Origin of the sequence: Hyalangium sp., from assembly GCF_045802625.1 — a bacterium.
GTDB lineage: Bacteria > Myxococcota > Myxococcia > Myxococcales > Myxococcaceae > Hyalangium.
On the sequence record NZ_JBJMQP010000069.1, the window covers coordinates 48416 to 64203 of the forward strand.

Annotated in this window: 16 protein-coding genes; 5 read left to right on the forward strand and 11 right to left on the reverse strand. The window is 67.5% G+C overall.

Annotated features, from left to right (window positions below; all coding sequences use genetic code 11):
* The first annotated feature begins 1 nt into the window (after nucleotide 1).
* On the forward strand, nucleotides 2–973 hold the full coding sequence (locus ACJ8AT_RS13845) for an ADP-ribosylglycohydrolase family protein (RefSeq protein ID WP_407738182.1): 972 nt from the start codon (nucleotides 2–4) through the stop codon (nucleotides 971–973).
* A gap of 11 nt (nucleotides 974–984) precedes the next feature.
* Here the strand turns inward: ACJ8AT_RS13845 and ACJ8AT_RS13850 are convergent, their stop codons facing one another.
* Nucleotides 985–1947: an ornithine cyclodeaminase family protein gene (locus ACJ8AT_RS13850; RefSeq protein ID WP_407738183.1), complete on the reverse strand. Its 963-nt coding sequence runs from the start codon at nucleotides 1945–1947 to the stop codon at nucleotides 985–987.
* Between the two features lie 278 nt (nucleotides 1948–2225).
* Between ACJ8AT_RS13850 and ACJ8AT_RS13855 the strand changes: the two genes are divergently transcribed.
* Nucleotides 2226–2849, forward strand: coding sequence for a DUF2378 family protein (locus tag ACJ8AT_RS13855; RefSeq protein WP_407738184.1), 624 nt, complete (start codon nucleotides 2226–2228; stop codon nucleotides 2847–2849).
* Here the strand turns inward: ACJ8AT_RS13855 and ACJ8AT_RS13860 are convergent.
* Nucleotides 2794–3666, reverse strand: coding sequence for an MnmC family methyltransferase (locus ACJ8AT_RS13860; RefSeq protein WP_407738185.1), 873 nt, complete (start codon nucleotides 3664–3666; stop codon nucleotides 2794–2796). The two genes, ACJ8AT_RS13855 and ACJ8AT_RS13860, sit on opposite strands and share 56 nt — an antisense overlap.
* 148 nt (nucleotides 3667–3814) lie before the next feature.
* Here ACJ8AT_RS13860 and ACJ8AT_RS13865 point away from each other — a divergent pair, with 148 nt between their 5' ends.
* Nucleotides 3815–4855 carry a hypothetical protein gene (locus ACJ8AT_RS13865; RefSeq protein ID WP_407738186.1) on the forward strand — a complete coding sequence of 347 codons (1041 nt, stop codon included), beginning with the start codon at nucleotides 3815–3817 and terminating at the stop codon, nucleotides 4853–4855.
* 39 nt (nucleotides 4856–4894) lie between these two features.
* Here ACJ8AT_RS13865 and tgt read toward each other — a convergent pair whose 3' ends face one another.
* Nucleotides 4895–6064 carry a tRNA guanosine(34) transglycosylase Tgt gene (gene tgt / locus ACJ8AT_RS13870; RefSeq protein ID WP_407738187.1) on the reverse strand — a complete coding sequence of 390 codons (1170 nt, stop codon included), beginning with the start codon at nucleotides 6062–6064 and terminating at the stop codon, nucleotides 4895–4897.
* A 255-nt stretch (nucleotides 6065–6319) separates the two neighbouring features.
* On the opposite strand from tgt, the gene ACJ8AT_RS13875 reads away from it, so the two are divergent.
* Both ACJ8AT_RS13875 and ACJ8AT_RS13880 read left to right on the forward strand, forming a co-directional pair.
* On the forward strand, nucleotides 6320–7921 hold the full coding sequence (locus ACJ8AT_RS13875; RefSeq protein ID WP_407738188.1) for an ABC-F family ATP-binding cassette domain-containing protein: 1602 nt from the start codon (nucleotides 6320–6322) through the stop codon (nucleotides 7919–7921).
* Between the two features lie 66 nt (nucleotides 7922–7987).
* The gene (locus ACJ8AT_RS13880) at nucleotides 7988–8383 is read left to right on the forward strand and encodes a DUF2914 domain-containing protein (RefSeq protein WP_407738189.1); all 396 of its coding nucleotides are present in this window, start codon (nucleotides 7988–7990) and stop codon (nucleotides 8381–8383) included.
* A gap of 50 nt (nucleotides 8384–8433) precedes the next feature.
* Here the strand turns inward: ACJ8AT_RS13880 and ACJ8AT_RS13885 are convergent, their stop codons facing one another.
* The 8 genes from ACJ8AT_RS13885 to ACJ8AT_RS13920 form a co-directional block, all read right to left on the reverse strand.
* Entirely contained in the window at nucleotides 8434–9174 is a 741-nt protein-coding gene (locus ACJ8AT_RS13885) for a double-CXXCG motif protein (protein ID WP_407738190.1), read from the reverse strand.
* A gap of 5 nt (nucleotides 9175–9179) precedes the next feature.
* On the reverse strand, nucleotides 9180–9899 hold the full coding sequence (locus ACJ8AT_RS13890) for a TIGR02269 family lipoprotein (protein WP_407738191.1): 720 nt from the start codon (nucleotides 9897–9899) through the stop codon (nucleotides 9180–9182).
* Nucleotides 9900–10037: 138 nt separating this feature from the next.
* Entirely contained in the window at nucleotides 10038–11393 is a 1356-nt protein-coding gene (locus tag ACJ8AT_RS13895; RefSeq protein ID WP_407738192.1) for a phosphatase domain-containing protein, read from the reverse strand.
* A gap of 123 nt (nucleotides 11394–11516) precedes the next feature.
* Entirely contained in the window at nucleotides 11517–12578 is a 1062-nt protein-coding gene (locus tag ACJ8AT_RS13900) for a YihY/virulence factor BrkB family protein (protein ID WP_407738193.1), read from the reverse strand.
* Between the two features lie 119 nt (nucleotides 12579–12697).
* Complete coding sequence (gene rfbC / locus ACJ8AT_RS13905; protein ID WP_407738194.1) at nucleotides 12698–13252, reverse strand: dTDP-4-dehydrorhamnose 3,5-epimerase; 555 nt, start codon at nucleotides 13250–13252, stop codon at nucleotides 12698–12700.
* On the reverse strand, nucleotides 13249–14130 hold the full coding sequence (gene rfbA, locus ACJ8AT_RS13910) for a glucose-1-phosphate thymidylyltransferase RfbA (RefSeq protein WP_407738195.1): 882 nt from the start codon (nucleotides 14128–14130) through the stop codon (nucleotides 13249–13251). The genes rfbC and rfbA overlap by 4 nt, the downstream gene beginning before the upstream one ends.
* A complete protein-coding gene (locus tag ACJ8AT_RS13915) occupies nucleotides 14130–15041 on the reverse strand; it encodes an SDR family oxidoreductase (protein WP_407738196.1) in 912 nt (303 codons plus the stop codon). The genes rfbA and ACJ8AT_RS13915 overlap by 1 nt, the downstream gene beginning before the upstream one ends.
* A gap of 19 nt (nucleotides 15042–15060) precedes the next feature.
* Nucleotides 15061–15788: dTDP-glucose 4,6-dehydratase (locus tag ACJ8AT_RS13920; protein WP_407738197.1), on the reverse strand; the 728-nt coding region annotated here is incomplete at its 5' end.

Here is a 15788-nt window from a genome sequence, read left to right on the forward strand (position 1 = left end):
CATGGACCGCTCTCGCTTCGTCGGCTGCATCGTGGGTCTCGCAGTGGGGGACGCGCTGGGCTATCCGGCGGAGTTCCGCACCCGTGCGCAGCTCCAGCGCGAGCTGGCCCCCGAGGGCATCACCGGCTTCCTTCGCCTGAAAGACCCGCGCTTCTCCCGCCCTTTCATCACCGGGCCGGATCACCCGCCGGGCACCTTCACGGACGACACGCAGATGACGCTGGCGGTGGCCGAGGCACTGCTCTCCCATGGCTCCGCCGGACGGGAGGCCCTCATGCAGGAGATGGGGCGCCGCTTCGTCGAATGGCACCGCTCGCCGGACAACAACCGGGCGCCGGGCGCCACCTGCGGCAAGGGCTGCGAGAACCTGGAACGCGGCATGCCATGGCGCGAGGCTGGCGTGGCGGAGAGCAAGGGCTGTGGCAGCGCCATGCGCGTGGCTCCCATTGGTCTCTTCTTCGAGAGTCTGGACGAAGTGGAGTCCATGGCCCGGGACTCCTCGCTCCTCACCCACGGGCACCCCGCGGCCCTCGAGGCCTGCGCCGCGGCCGCCTTGCTGGTGGCCCTCGCGCTGCGCGGCACCTCCCCCGAGCGCATGTACGAAGAGGTGATGCGCCGCTGTGGGGGCCGCAGCACGGACTTCGACCAGTGCCTCTCGCGGGTGCCGAACCTGCTGGGGCGCGCCCCGGAGGAAGTGCTCACCCGGAACGTGCTGGGCGAGGGATGGGTGGCGGAGGAGGCCGTCGCCAGTGCCCTCTACTGCTTCTGGCGCCACCCGGACGACTACCGCGCCGCCGTGCTGGAGGCCGTCAACACAGATGGTGACTCGGACAGCCTGGCCGCCATCACCGGCTCGATCAGCGGGGCCCGGCTGGGCCTGGGCGCCCTGCCCCCCGAGTGGGTGCGGGAGGTAGAGCGCTCCACCTATCTCCAGGACGTGGGGGCCCGGCTCGCTGCCGCGCGTGGGCTGTAGCAGGCCTGCTCCTACCCGCTGCCCACCAGATCGAACAGCTGGCCCACGCCCTTGGCGCGCGCCACCTCGTAGAGCCCCTTGGCCAGCGCCACGTCCTGCACCGCCAGCCCCGTCGAGTCGAAGATCGTAATCTCATCGCCCTGGCGGCCCTTCTTCTTCCCGGCCACCACCTCGCCCAGCGTGCCCGCGATCTGCTCCTTCCGGAGCTGCCCGTCGTGCAGCGGCACATTCACCTCGCCCGAGTGCAGGGCCTGATCCTCGTCGTCGATGAAGATCCGCCCGTCCAGCAGGATGCGCGGATCCAGCTCCTGCTTGCCCGGGGCGTCCGCGCCCATGGCGTTGATGTGCGTGCCCGCGCGGATCCACTCGCGCTTCACCACCGGCGAGCGCACCGGCGTGGACGTGCACACGATGTCCGCCCCCGAGGCCTCCTGGAGGCTCACCACGCGCCCGCCCTTCTCCTTCTGCAGCGCCTGGGCCGCCGCGGGCGAGGCATCCGCGAGCAGCAGCTCGAGCCCCTCGAACAGCGCGCGGTGCGCGTCGATGAGCACCCGCGCCTGCACACCGCAGCCCACCAGCCCGAGCGTGCGAGGCTTCGAGCGCGCCAGGTACTTCGACGCGACGCCTCCCGCCGCGCCCGTGCGCCAGGCGGTCAGCAGCGTCCCATCCATGATGGCCAGCGGAGAGGCCGTCTCCGGATCACTCAGCACGTAGACGGCGCGCACCGTGGGGAGCTGGTGCTTCTCGGGGTTGCGTGGGTGCGCGTTCACCCACTTCACGCCCGCCGCGCCGTCCAGGAACGCCGGCATGGCTCGGAAGTCACCGTCGTACTTCGGTAGGGAGAGGTACACCTTCGAGGGCATGAGGGCCTCGCCCTGGCCGTGCGCGCGGAAGGCGCGCTCCACGGCGTTCAAGCCCAGGTCCACGGAGTACAGGCTGCGGAGATCGTTCGCACTGAGGAGGAGGGTCGGCATGGGGGCGCCTTATAGCGGGGGGAAATCCCCTGGAACATGGTGCATGTGGAGGCCCAACGTCCGTTGGCACACTGTAGGCCAAGGTACCCGTGGCAGAATTTTTCCTGGTCGCTAGAATCTTCCCGCACCTGATTTCAGGGCTTTTCACGCTAAGGGAGAGACAGCTTCACCGGAAGTGCTTCCCGCAGTTGCTGATCAGCACCGAGAGCGTAGTCCCACTGAACGTTTTTTCACCAACGACCGAGCAACTCTCCGCTCCGTCGAGTAGGGTGCCCGCCATGACGCCAGAGAAGCTCGTCCATGCACAGACTGTCGAAGCGCTGTTCGTCCGTGCCTTCGAGAACCGCCTGACGCCGGCTTGCCGGGAGGCCCTCAAGCGGGCCGGGTTGGACCTGGACCAGAAGCTGGAGCGGTCCTACACGCTGGATCAATGGAAGGACTTCCTGCGCACGGCCGCGGCCCACGTCTACGGTGGGGTGCCGGCCGAGGCCGCGTACTACTCACTGGGTGAGCGGTTCATGGATGCGTGGTTCGGCACCTTCCTGGGGAAGGCGCTGCTGGGCGTGGCCAAGCTGGCTGGCCCTCGGAGGGTGCTGCTGCGCGCGGGCCACGGCTTCCGTGCGGGCAACACCTTCAGCGAGGTGCGCGTGGTCGAGCGCGGCCCCCAGTCCATGGAGCTGTGGATCAACGAAGTGCTGGCGGATCAGCCCACGTTCGCGGCGGGGCTGCTGGCCCGCGCGGTGGAGCTGGCCGGAGGCTGGCGCGTGGTGGCCATCCCCGAGGGCTTCGACGGCACCTCGTGCACCCTGCACATCCGCTGGTCCGAAGTGCCCGCCGTGGCGACGCTCAACGAGAGCGCCACTGCGGGTGCTCAAGCAGCCGCGCCTCGACCTCGGGCGTGAGCTGAGCCCCATGCGGGGCCCGGGAGGAGGAGCGGCGCCACCGCTCCAGCCACCGGGCTCCCAGCGGGGCCTCGAGCGCTTCCAGCCGGGTGGCCGCCACCGTCGTCTCTCCCTTGGTTCCGGTGGACACGCCCGCGCCTACGTAGAAGCCGGCCAGCAGCAGTGTGACTCGGGTGGGCGTGGCCGCGCTGTAGGTCATCAGCAGCGCCCCCTCCCCGTCTTGCCGGCAGTGGGCGCGCACCCGTGAGAGCACGCCTTCGGTCCACATCTCCGGGTTGGAGGCCGGGGAGAAGGGATCGAAGTAGACGAGCTCCGCGGGAGGCAAGGCCTGCTCCAGGTGGGGGATGGCGTTGCCCAGCAGGAGCCGCCAGCGGATCCCCTCTGCCTCCCACAAGCCGTCGCGCATGAGCGCCTCGGCCGCCAGGCGGAAGGGCTGGAGGAAGGGAAAGCCCGCCGGGTCCGCCAGGGCCAGCCGCAGCGGCGCGAGATCCACCTCCAGGCTGACGAGCTCCAGGGGCCTGCGGCGCTCGGCCCCCAGCTCCCGGGCACACGAGAGCGCGGCCACCGCGTTGGTGGCGGCCCCCAGCCCCACATCGAGGATGACGAGCGGGGGCCCCGGCTGGCGCAGGCGCTCGGCCAGGCGAGGCTGCTCCACATAGAGCCGGAGGGCCTCCTGCCAGGGGCCGACGCTCGGGTGCATCACCTCGCCATGCCCCAGGTGCCGCACGGCGCGCGAGCCGTTGCGCAGCGTCACGAGCTCGAAGTCGCCGTCGCGCGGGGAAGTGTTGGGCCCGGGAGCCTCATTCGGGGAGGACATGGCGCTCCCTCTATCGGCACAGGGAGGATGCGGGCAACCTCTCGGTGGCCCAGGGCCTCCGCCTGGCTGCTCGGCGTGGCTTGTCCCCCGCCCTGACGGAAAGCGATGATGGAGCCCGGATCCTTCTCCCGGGAAGCAGGTGTTTGCCGTGGCCCGTCGCAGAAGACAGCTCCTGCCGTGGATCTTCTCGGGGGCCCTGCTGGTAGCGGCCGTGGGATTGGTCGTCGCGAAGCTCGAGGAGTCGACGTACCACGGGCGTCCGCGAGAGATCGATGATCCACCGATGGATCCCGCGCAGCGGTCCTTCCAGGACATCAAGCGGGTGGAGAAAGAGAGCTCCAACCAGGAGCACCTGACGGCGGCGCAGACGGCCCTGGCGGAGAAGAAGCTGGCAGAGGCCAAGGCGGAGCTGGACAACATCAACCCGGACACGCTCATGTTCGAGCAGGTGTCCAAACAGAAGCGCGCGCTGCAGGACGCCGCCGAGGCGCGTGTACGTGAGGCGCAAGCCCTGCTCGACGCCCATCAGCTCGACCAGGCCGTAGCCATCGCGGACGACGTGCTCGCCGCCTTCCCCGAGAACGCAGCCGCCAAGCACATCTCCGAGCAGCGGCCCCCCCCGGTCCCCATCGCGGATCCTCCCCCGCCCTTCTGGGAGGAGGCCGTGGACCAGTTCGTGCGCGGAGACGTGGACGGCGCGATCACACTGGCGAAGGCGTGCGCGGCCACATCGCCCCCGTGCAAGTCCGGCCTCAAGGATTTGACGGAGTTCGCCAGCCTCAACAAGAACCCGGCAGCGGTGGACGCGCAGAAGATGAGGCGCTTGCTGGAGCTGGAGAAGAGCATCCAGGGGCCGACCAGGCCCAGCCGGGTAGCCCAGAGCGCCGGTCCGATAGCGGCGCGGATGTTCTACCAGGCCGCCGTGAAGGCGAAAGCGGCGCACCAGTGGGCGCGTGCCGTGGACTACGCGCTGCAAACGCTCAAGGCGGATCGCAGCCACGCGGGCGCCACCCAGCTGCTCGCCGATCTGAAGCTCAAGGCGCAGGAGCTCTTCCTCGAGGCGTACTCGGTGAAGACCTCCTCTCCCGAGAGCGCCATCCCGAAGTTCCGCCTGGTCATGGCCCTGACGCCCCCGGAGGACGACATGCACCGGAAGGCCGAGCAGTGGCTCATGCAGATCCAGCGCTGAGGCGGCGGAGCGCGGCGGAACCGGGCTCGCCGCGAAGGCTCAGCCCACGTCCTTCAGCGTGACGGTGTCGGGAGACACGTCGCCGCGCAGATCCTTCGGCGGAGCGATGGCGGCCTTCAGCTCGGAGTACACCTGGGCGTAGGAGCCCCGGAGGATGGCCTCGCGCAGCCGGCCCATGAGCAGTTGGAAGTGCCGCACGTTGTGGATGGAGAGCATCCGCGAGCCCAGGTGGTGCTTGCCCCGCATCAGGTGCTGCAGGTAGCCGCGCGTGTAGCGCTTGCATACAAAGCAGTCACAGGCCGCATCCAGCGGCGAGTCCTCCAGCCGGTGCGCCATGCGGGTAATGCGCACCAGGCCCTGGAACGTATAGGCGTAGCCCTGCTGCGCCATCTTCGTGGGGATGATGCAGTCGAACATGTCGACGCCGCGCATCACCGCCTCCACCAGATCCATCGGAGTGCCCACGCCCATCAGGTAGCGCGGCTTGTCCGCCGGCAGCGAGCCCGTCACGCGCGCCGTCATCGTCTCGCGCTCCTCCTTCGTCTCGCCCACCGCGAGCCCGCCAATGGCGAAGCCATCGAAGGGGTGCTGGGTGAGGAAGGCGGCGCTCTCGTCTCGCAGGCTCGGGTGCACCCCACCCTGGACGATGGCGAAGAGGGCCTGGCCAGTGGACTCCTTCTCCTTGGCCTTGAGGCTGCGCAGCGCCCAGCGGTGGGTGCGCTCCATGGCCTCGCGCGTGCCGGGCTCGTCCGTGCGCGAGTCGATGCACACGTCCAGCACCATCATGATCTCCGAGTTGATCGCCTGCTGCATGGCGATGCTGGACTCGGGGCTGAGGAGCTGGCGGCTGTTGTCATAGAAGCTGCGGAAGTGCGCGCCCTTCTCGGTGATGAGCCGGTCCTCCGGCAGCGAGAAGATCTGGAACCCACCCGAGTCCGTCAGCACCGCCCCATCCCACTTCATGAAGGGGTGGATGCCGCCGAACTTGCGGAACACCTCGGCGCCCGGCCGCAGCATGAGGTGGTAGGTGTTGGCCAGGAGGATGCGGGCGCCGGTGTCCCACACCTCCTCCATGCCCAGGTGGCGGAAGGCGGCGTGAGTGGCCACCGGCATGAACATGGGTGTGGGGAACGTGCCGCGGCGGGTGTGCAGCACCCCGGCGCGGGCCCCGGTCGGATCGGTCGCGAGAAGCTCGAAGCGGACAGCCATCGCAGGGCCTTATACCTGCCGCGCGCCCGCTTCACCCCTACGATGTGAGCGCCCCTTCCCTCGCTTGAAGGCCTGGCTGCGGTGCGGCCTCCGAATCCATCCCACACGGGCGCGAGCCCCGAGCCGGGAGGTTGCCCGCACCGGGGGCATGAATGCCTGAGCCGGTGCGTTAAAAGGACTCACACCGCGCTTGAAGCGGTGCTATTGCCGCGCGCCTCAGGCCGCTGGCCCCCTTTCGCAACACGAGCGTCGCCCATGTTCAACGTCATCAATGTCTCCAAGGCCTACGGACCCAAGAAGCTCTTCGAGGAGGTGAACGTCGCCTTCTCGCCCGGCCGCCGCTACGGCCTCACCGGCCCCAACGGAGCGGGCAAGTCCACCTTCATGAAGATCCTCGCGGGGGACGAGGAGGCGGACATGGGCACGCTCTCCCGGCCGAAGCGGCTGGGCATTCTGCGCCAGGACCACTTCCGCTACGAGGACACCCGCGTGCTGGACGTGGTGCTCATGGGGAACAAGCCCCTGTGGGACGCCATGCACGAGAAGAACACGCTGCTGGCCAAGGCGGACATCACCGAGGAGGACGGCCACCGGCTGGGCGATCTCGAGGGCATCATCGCCGAGGAGGACGGCTACGTCGCCGAGAGTGACGCGGCCACCCTGCTGGTGGGCCTGGGCATCGAGGAGAAGTTCCACGAGGGCCCCATGCGGCAGCTCACCGGCGGCCTGAAGCTGCGAGTGCTGCTGGCGCAGGCGCTCTTCGGCAAGCCCGAGGGGCTGCTGCTGGACGAGCCCACGAACAACCTGGACATCGAGTCCATCCGCTGGCTGGAGAACTTCCTGAAAGAGTACCAGGGCGTGCTGATCACCATCAGCCACGACCGGCACTTCCTGAACGAGATCTGCACGCACATCGCGGACATCGATTACGAGACGATCATCCAGTACACGGGCGGCTACGACGAGATGGTGCACCAGAAGGCGCAGGTGCGCGGCCGCATCGAGTCCGAAGTCTCCGAGAAGAAGAAGAAGATCGCCCAGCTGCAGGACTTCGTGGCGCGCTTCCACGCGGGCACGCGCGCCTCGCAGGTACAGAGCCGCATCAAGCAGATCGATAAGCTGCGCACGGATGACCTGAAGCGCTCGAACATCGCGCGGCCGTTCATCCGGTTCGATCAGAAGCAGGCCAGCGGCAAGCAGACGCTGATGATCGAGGGCATCCACAAGACCTTCGACGGGGTGCCCGTCATCAAGCCGTTCAACTCGCTGGTGGTGAAGGGCGAGAAGATCTGCGTCATCGGCAAGAACGGCGTGGGCAAGTCCACGCTGGTGAAGATGATCGCGGGGCAGCAGGAGCCGGACGGCGGCAGCATCAAGTGGGGCCACCAGGCGTCCATGGGCTACCTGCCGCAGGACCACCACGGCACCATCCGCAAGAACACCACGGCGTTCGAGTGGCTGCGCGACATCAACGTCAAGCTGACGAACGAGGAGATCTCCGGGGTGCTGGGCCGGATGCTGTTCTCGGGCGAGGAGCGGATGAAGCCCACCAACACGCTGTCCGGTGGCGAGACGGTGCGGCTGCTCTTGTGCAAGCTGATGCTGACGCAGGACAACGTGCTGGTGCTCGACGAGCCCACCAACCACCTGGATCTCGAGTCCATCAGCGCGCTGGCCGAGGGCCTGAAGAAGTTCGAGGGCACGGTGATCGTCGTGACGCACGACCAGGAGCTGATCTCGGAGGTGGCCACGCGCATCTGGTCGCTGAAGGAGGGCCACGAGGTGATCGACTACAACGGGCCCTTCAGCGAGTTCCTGGAGAAGCACGCGGCGGACACGGCGATCCGCCGCCGGTAGTGCGCGAGGAGCAGTCAGGCGTCCGGGGGAGGTGCTAGCGTGCCTGCCCTCACCCAAGGAGACGCCATGTCCAAGACTGCGTTGAAGTTCCTGCTGCCAGCCCTGCTGCTCACCACCACCGCGTTCGCCGCCGGGAAGGCGGATGTGAAGGTCGGCACGGCCATCGAGAAGTATGAAGTGACGGGAGCCTCGGACTCCTTCAAGGTCGCGCCCGAGACGAAGCTCTACGCGGGTGCCAAGATCTCTGGCTTGGAGAACGGCACCGTGACGGTGGTCTTCTCGAAGGAAGGCACCCCGGAGTCGGAGTCCAAGGTGGAGCTGAAGGTACCGCGCTCGCCCTACCGGACCCACGCGTACAAGACGTTCCGCGCGGGGGACTCGGGCAACTGGACGGTGAAGGTGCTGGGCCCGGACGGCGCGGAGCTGAGCTCCAACAACTTCAAGGTAGAAGTCTCCGGCTGATCCCACCGGCCTGATGCAGGGCTGCGGCACCAACGCCGCGGCCCTGTGCTTCAAGAGCGCTGGAGAGGAGTGCCGCGCACGGGCAGTTCCTTGAAGGCGATGTCCTCCTCGTAGCCCAACCGCCGCACCGCCTCGACGAAGCGCTCGGTGCCGATGATCATCGTCTTGAAGTCGGCAAGGCGGAACAGGTCCAGGTCTTGCGGCAGCGTGGCCGCGTCCAGGATGGGCTCTTCCGGACGTTTGAGGCCTCTCCGCTCGCACTTCGGGCAGGGCGACGGAGGTTCCGGCACGGCATCCGAGTGGAAGTCTCCCAGAGGCAGCAACTCCATCTCCAGCAACTCGGGCGGGTTCTTCTTTCGGAAGCGCAACTCCGTGCGGACTCCCTTCAGCCCCTGCAGCCCCTCGGCTTTCAAGCGCTCCAACGGCTCGCGTCTCATCAGCAGCGTCCACGGGTGGTGCAGCACCAGAGGGCCGAACTCGCCCCGAGCCAAGCCATTCATGGGTCCGAACTTGGTCCCTGGCCAAAGGTGGACTCCGGGAGGAGCCAAGGGGCGCACCTGCTCGCGCAGCCGCTCGAACTCGGCGTAATCCTCCTCCACCCGTGACAAGTACTTCTTCTGCTCCTCGACCGGCAGGTGAGATAGGTCCACCGAGGGGTAGGAATCTCCGGTTGTGGCCCAAGTGTCAGTGCACACCGGGCAATGCACGCCGGGTAGGCCCCATTTGTTCCCGTAATCGTGCCCACCCGAGTACCGAGGGTTCGGCACGTCGCGCAGCCAATAAAATCGCATGCTCCTCAATACCCTGAAGGTAAGGGTGGTGGCTGTTTCCAATACGGCATGACAGGCCCGAAGAGCTGGAACTCGTAGATGAGCTGTCCGGCGTACCGGTAGATCTCCACCTTGGTCACGTCCTCTGCTTGGTGGTCTTTGATGAACTGGCGCCACGCCTCATTCCACGGTCCTCCGCTCGCGCCCCGGTGGATGCTCCGGTGCTTCTCCACCTCCAGCGGGATCACGTACTCATCGATGTCGATGCCTCTGTCGGTGAACCACTGCCTGAACGCCTGCGGGAAGATGTGATGCCGCTCGTGCGGCTTGCGGCGCTCCGCCGCCTGCTCCTCCAACATCTTCTGCTGGCTGGGTAGCAGCGGGGGCTTGGAGTTCCACGGGATGATGAACACCGGCCGCGAGTCCCACGGCCACTCCTGCGCGCTCCCCCAGTACCTCTGCGCGCCTACCCCCGCCTCGGCCAGGGGCTCGACCTCGCCCCACGTGCGGACCACCTGCCCCACCGTGAGCTGCCGCATCACCTCACGGCATCGGAACACCCCGCACTGCTTCCCGGCGCACAGCGCCAGCACGCTGCTGGGTTCCGCGCAGGCCGCTTCGAATGAGAGGGCAGCCCCCTCGTCTTCATCACCCGCGAACTCGCTGCCAACGGGCTGCGCCGTAGCACACGCCGCCAGCACGCCCAGCAACACCAGACACATCCAAGGACGGCTGAGCTTGCTCATAGGCTCACGAGCGTAACGCCCCGCCCCGACACAGCCCGCGCTCCGAGGCTGTGGAAGAACTCAGTGCTCTGGGCAGCACGTCTCCTGCGCCAGCCCCTTCTCCACTGGGAGCCCCCGCGTTGCGGGCGCCTTCTCCACTCAGGAGCGGGCGCCGAGCACCGAGCGCATCTCAGCCAGATCTCGATCGAGCTCGGACTTACGAGCCGCGTACTGCTCGCGGGAGTCGAAGTGCACGGTGTCCAGCTCAACGGACGCCGACGAGGCCACGCGCTCCAGCCCCTCGCGGGTGATGAGCCCCCGCCGGAAGGCCTCGGTGGCCGCGCCCACGTAGGTGTCGAAGACGAACACGCCCTTCTGGGCCATCGCCTTGCGATCCTCGGCGCTCATGTTCGTCACGTTGTGGATGAAGACGGCCTTCATGTCCGAAGGCGCCGTGGCCACCGCCTTGGCTCCGAAGATGGCGTCGCCCTGGCCGCTGTCCCCGATGAAGACGCTCTTGTACTCCGGGAACAGCTGCTTGTACTGCTGCCAGTTGTCGAACTTCTTGTCGGCGATGCTCGAGTTGCCGATGAGGTGCAGGAAGTCCCCCGAGAGCACCGTGGCGGTCTTCACGCCGTTCTCGTCCAGCATCGAGCGCGTCATGCCCTCGCCAATGCCCGCGCGATCGTACGGCCGGGCCGAGAGGAACGTGAGATCTCCCTCGCGGTCGGGAGAGGCTCCAGCGCCCTTGTCGAGCTCCAAGTAGAACGCCCTCACGCCGGGGTACACCGTCTTGCTCGGGTAGCGGTGATCCTTGAGGTTCACGTAGAAGGTGTCATCGATGTCGCTCAACACCTTCACCTGCCCGGTGGACTGGGCCTGCTTGGCGAAGTGATCGAGCAGCTGCGAGCGGATCCCCGCATTGTCGATGTCGTGGAACACCAGCTGCTGCAGATCATGGTAGTCGCCGCCCGCGTCGACGGCGTTCTTGAGCGCGGTGAGCGCGGAGCCCTGAGTGCCCAGGAAGATGTCCCGCACCGCCTCCTCGGCCTTCGAGTCGGTCCGGTGGTACTGCAAGGCATCAATGACCTTGGCGCGGCTATCGGTGTTCAGATCGCCCAGGCGCTCCTTCGACAGCACCCCGAGAAACGCATCGTGGTTCTTGGGGCCGAACAAGTGGTTGTCCATGTCGCCCATGAGCTCGTGCAGCTCATTGCGAGGCATGCGCGTCAGGAGCTGGTTGAGCTCCCCGGGCGTGGCGGAGCGGAACATGTCCAGGATCTGCTTCTCCTCGCCCCGATCGGTGATGCCATGCATCAGCCCGCGCAGCTGCGCGAGCTTCGCATCCACGGGCGAAGGGGTGGCCGCCTGGAAGGTGCTCGCGGCGGGAGCAAGGGGCGCGGCCGGAGTGTTCGTCGCCGGCGAGCGCGTCACCACGGTGTTGCGCACCGGCTCATCCTTCAGCGCCGGAGTCTTGACGGAAGAGTTCGGTCCCTGCGGAGTGATCCTGGCCATAGGGACTGAACGCTAGCAGTCCGCTCTCTCGCTCCGCAAACGAGCCAGCACGTCGGGTGACGCCTTCACACCTGACACGTCCCTCCCGGGAGAACCAGAGCCGAGAGGGGCGCGTGAGAGAGCTCAGCTCGTCCGAGTGCCACGCCGCAGCAGGAAGATGCCGAGCCCGAACCCCGCCGCCCACTTCGCGGCCGCCGCCAGCGGAGTGCTCCGCAGCGGTGGCGGTGAGGCGGGCGGCATGAGCTGCTCGGGGCGGAAGTCCGTGGCGCCCGGCAGCCGGCCTCCCGCGTTCTCCACCTCGGTCTTCGTCGCCGCCACGTGCACCCCGCCCTCCCCTGGCACCTTCTGGCCCGGCGACTTCCCCTCGGGAGAACGGTGCTCGATGATCGCGTTGATCTCCGCGCCCAGCAGGATGACCTGCGCCGAGATCCACATCCACATCAGCATCACGATGACACCGCCGATGGCGCCGTAGTTCGCGTCGTAGCTGCCAAAGTGGGCCACGTACGTCGAGAAGCCCCAGGAGGCGAGCACCCAGATGATGACGCCCACCACGGAGCCGGGAGTGATGAACTTGAAGTTCTGTTTCACATTCGGAAGGGCGTAATAGAACAGCGCCCACAGGAACATCATCAGCAGCCCGGCCACGGGCAGACGCAGCCAGGTCACCAGCGTGGGGAACGGTCCGCCCAGCTTGTCGGCCAGGGGCGGCGTGGCCACCGCCACCACCGCCGAGATGATGGAGAAGAGCGCGGCCACGAGCGTCGACAGCAGGGCGATGCCGCGCACCTTCCAGAAGGGCCGATTCTCTTCCACGCCGTAGGCCGTGTTGAGCGCACCCATCAGCGCGACGATCCCACCGGACGCGGCCCAGATAGCGCCCACACCTCCCACCGTCAGCAGCCCCACGTTGTTGCTGGCGGCCAGGGACTGCAGCCGATCCCCGAGGATGGACACCACCTCTTGAGGCGCCACCTTGGACAGCTCCCGGATCAGCACCTGCGCCTGGGCGGGATCAATGATCACGCTGGCCAGCGAGACCAGGAACAGCAGGAACGGGAAGAGCGCCAGCACGCCAAAGAAGGTGAGCGAGCCCGCCACGTCACTCACCTTGTCCCGCGAGTATTCGTTCTTCAGCGTCTTGAAGAACTCTTTCCAACCCATCCCCTTGCCTGGGAGAACCATTCCGCCTCCTCGACAGTGTCCCGCACGGAGGATGCGCACTCACCCCAGGGCTGGCGGTGTCTCGGAGCCTGGCGCCTGTCCGTACGCTCGCTCGGTAGACAGGAGCCTTGGGTTGGGACTCAGCCCGCGTACACGGTCAGCACCGGCGCGTCCTTGAGGCGCGGCGCGGCGGCGTCCTTGGCGGACAGCTTCGGCGCGCCGGAGATCGGCCACGGGATGGCCAGATCCGGATCGTTCCAGATGATGGCGCGCTCGTTCTCCGGTGCGTAGAGCGCGGTGCACTTGTACTGGAAGTCGGCGGACTCGGAGAGCACGCAGAAGCCGTGCGCGAAGCCCGGCGGGACCCAGAACTGGCGCTTGTTCTCCGAGGACAGCTCCACGCCCACCCACTTGCCGAACGTGGGCGAGCCCTTCCGGACGTCCACGGCCACGTCGTACACGGCGCCGGCCACCACCTGGACCAGCTTGCCCTGGGCCTGCGGCTCCTGGAAGTGGAGCCCACGCAGCGTGCCCTTCACCGAGCGCGAGTAGTTGTCCTGCACGAAGGGCCCAGGAATGCCGGCGTCCGCGTAGCGCTTGGCGTGGAACGTCTCCAGGAAGAAACCCCGCTCGTCCCCGAAGACCTTCGGCTCGAGGATCAGCACGCCGGGGATCTCGGTGGGGATGACCTTCACGACACCGCCCCCTTGTGCTCGATGAGCGCCAGCAGGTACTGGCCATACTCGTTCTTGCGCATGGGGTCGGCCAGCGCCGCCACCTGGGCCGCGTTGATGTAGCCCATGCGGTAGGCGATCTCCTCGGGGCAGGCCACCTTCAGCCCCTGCCGCTGCTCGATGATCTGGATGAAGTTCGAGGCCTGCATCAGCGACTCGTGGGTGCCGGTGTCCAGCCATGCGTAGCCGCGCCCCATCAGCTCCACCTGGAGCTGGCCGCGCCGCAGGTACTCGGCGTTCACATCGGTGATCTCGAGCTCGCCGCGCTTGGAGGGCTTGAGGTTGGCGGCGATGTCCAGCACCTGCTGATCGTAGAAGTACAAGCCCGTGACGGCGTAGTTGGACTTGGGCTTGGCTGGCTTCTCCTCGATGCTCAGCGCGCGGTTCTGGGCGTCCATCTCCACCACGCCGTAGCGCTCGGGATCCTTCACGTAGTAGCCGAACACCGTGGCGCCCTGGGGCTGCTTGGCCGCGCGCTGCACCATCTCGCTCAGGCCGTGGCCGTAGAAGATGTTGTCGCCGAGGATCAGGCACGAGTTGTCATTGCCCACGAACGGCCGGCCGATGATGAACGCCTGCGCCAGCCCCTCGGGGCGCGGCTGCTCGGCGTACTCGAAGCGCACGCCCCACTGCTCTCCGCTGCCGAGCAGCTCCCGGAAGCGCGGCAGATCCGTGGGTGTGGAGATGATGAGGATCTCCCGGATCCCCGCCAGCATCAGCGTGGTGACCGGGTAGTAGATCATCGGCTTGTCGTAGATGGGCAGCAGCTGCTTGCTGACGACGCGAGTCAGCGGGTACAGGCGCGTGCCCGAACCGCCGGCCAGAACAATGCCTTTCATCATCCACCTCGAGAGGGCGTGGCCGCAGCCTTCCACGCCGCATGGAACCGAGCCAGGGACTCGGAGAGAGACAGGGGCTTCGCCGCGAGCTGCGTCCGGGCCTTGTCCACCTTCAGCCCGCTGCGCAGCGGCCGAGGGCTGGCCAGCTTCAGGTCCGCCAGCTTCGAGGGAGTAATGCTGCTGGGATCGAACCCGAACACCTCGCACAGCGCCCGGCCGAAGGTGACGCGATCCACCACCTCGCCGCCGCAGGTGTTCCAGATACCGCCCAGCTTGCGCTCACCCAGCTCCACGAGCATCGCCGCCACGCTGTCGGCGAAGCTGGGCGAGACGAACTGATCCTCGAAGAGCTTGAGGGGCTGCTTCTTCTCGAGCGCGCCCACCAGCCACGCGCCGAAGTTGGGGCGGCCCGCGGCGGGCCAGCCGTACACCACCGCCGTGCGAGCGATCGCGCACCCGGGGACGAACACGCGCGCGGCCTGCTCGCCCATGTACTTGGTGATGGCGTAGACGCCGCGCGGGTTGGGCAGGGCCTCCTCGTCATAAGGCCCGTGGTCGCCATCGAAGACGTAGTCCGTGGAGACGTGAACCAGGTGCGCTCCCAGCTTGCGCGCGCCCTTGGCCACGGCGGCCACGGCGGTGACGTTGGCGGCGTAAGCGGCCTCTGGGTTCTTCTCGCAGGCATCTACCTCGGTCATCGAGGCGGGATGAATGATGACCTCGGGCGCCGCGGAGTCGATCGCGGTAAGGACATCCGCCTCCAGCGTGAGATCGACGGGCAGGTAGCGGTACGCGCCGCCGGTGCGCCGCCCTCCCCGGCCGAGCCCCACCACCTCATGCCCGTGCTGCTCCAGCAGCGCGCAGACGCGGCTGCCGACCAGCCCGTTGGAACCCGTGACGAGGAAGCGCATGTGCGTGCTCCGGCCGACGCTAGCCCTTGAGGCGGGCGCGGTACTGGGTCTCGAAGTACTGGCGATAGGTGCCGCTCATCACGCGCTCCGACCAGGCGGAGTTGTCCACGTACCACTTTACCGTCTCCGCCAACCCCTGCTCGAAGGTGTGCGCGGGCGTCCAGCCCAGCTCCGCCTTGATCTTCGACGGATCGATGGCGTAGCGCCGATCGTGCCCGGGCCGGTCCTTCACGTACTTGATGAGGGACTCGGGCTTGCCGACCAGGCCGAGGATCGCCTTGACGATGTCGATGTTCTTGCGCTCGGAGTTGCCGCCGATGTTGTAGACCTCGCCGGCCTTGCCCTTCTCCAGCGCGGTGACGAGCGCGGAGCAGTGATCATCCACATGGAGCCAGTCGCGGATGTTGCCGCCGTCGCCGTACACGGGCAGCGGCTTGTCGTGCAGCGCGTTGACGATCATCAGGGGAATGAGCTTCTCGGGGAACTGGTAGCGCCCGTAGTTGTTCGAGCACCGGGTCACCACCACGTCGAGCCCGAACGTGTGGTGGTAGGCGAGGGCGAACAGATCGGAGCAGGTCTTCGACGCCGAGTACGGGCTCGAGGGCTGCAGCGGAGAGCTCTCGGTGAACGCGCCGGTGGGCCCGAGCGAGCCGTAGACCTCGTCGGTGGACACCATCAGGAAGCGGCGCACGCGGCGGGCCCGGGCGGCCTCCAGCAGCACCTGCGTCCCCAGCACGTTGGTGCGGA

Coding starts and splice junctions, on each gene's coding strand:
- ACJ8AT_RS13845 (WP_407738182.1), top strand. CDS start 2: ATGGACCGCTCTCGCTTCGTCGGCTGCATCGTGGGTCTCGCAGTGGGG.
- ACJ8AT_RS13850 (WP_407738183.1), bottom strand. CDS start 1,947: ATGCCGACCCTCCTCCTCAGTGCGAACGATCTCCGCAGCCTGTACTCC.
- ACJ8AT_RS13855 (WP_407738184.1), top strand. CDS start 2,226: ATGACGCCAGAGAAGCTCGTCCATGCACAGACTGTCGAAGCGCTGTTC.
- ACJ8AT_RS13860 (WP_407738185.1), bottom strand. CDS start 3,666: ATGTCCTCCCCGAATGAGGCTCCCGGGCCCAACACTTCCCCGCGCGAC.
- tgt (WP_407738187.1), bottom strand. CDS start 6,064: ATGGCTGTCCGCTTCGAGCTTCTCGCGACCGATCCGACCGGGGCCCGC.
- ACJ8AT_RS13875 (WP_407738188.1), top strand. CDS start 6,320: ATGTTCAACGTCATCAATGTCTCCAAGGCCTACGGACCCAAGAAGCTC.
- ACJ8AT_RS13880 (WP_407738189.1), top strand. CDS start 7,988: ATGTCCAAGACTGCGTTGAAGTTCCTGCTGCCAGCCCTGCTGCTCACC.
- ACJ8AT_RS13885 (WP_407738190.1), bottom strand. CDS start 9,174: ATGCGATTTTATTGGCTGCGCGACGTGCCGAACCCTCGGTACTCGGGT.
- ACJ8AT_RS13890 (WP_407738191.1), bottom strand. CDS start 9,899: ATGAGCAAGCTCAGCCGTCCTTGGATGTGTCTGGTGTTGCTGGGCGTG.
- ACJ8AT_RS13895 (WP_407738192.1), bottom strand. CDS start 11,393: ATGGCCAGGATCACTCCGCAGGGACCGAACTCTTCCGTCAAGACTCCG.
- ACJ8AT_RS13900 (WP_407738193.1), bottom strand. CDS start 12,578: ATGGTTCTCCCAGGCAAGGGGATGGGTTGGAAAGAGTTCTTCAAGACG.
- rfbA (WP_407738195.1), bottom strand. CDS start 14,130: ATGAAAGGCATTGTTCTGGCCGGCGGTTCGGGCACGCGCCTGTACCCG.
- ACJ8AT_RS13915 (WP_407738196.1), bottom strand. CDS start 15,041: ATGCGCTTCCTCGTCACGGGTTCCAACGGGCTGGTCGGCAGCCGCGTC.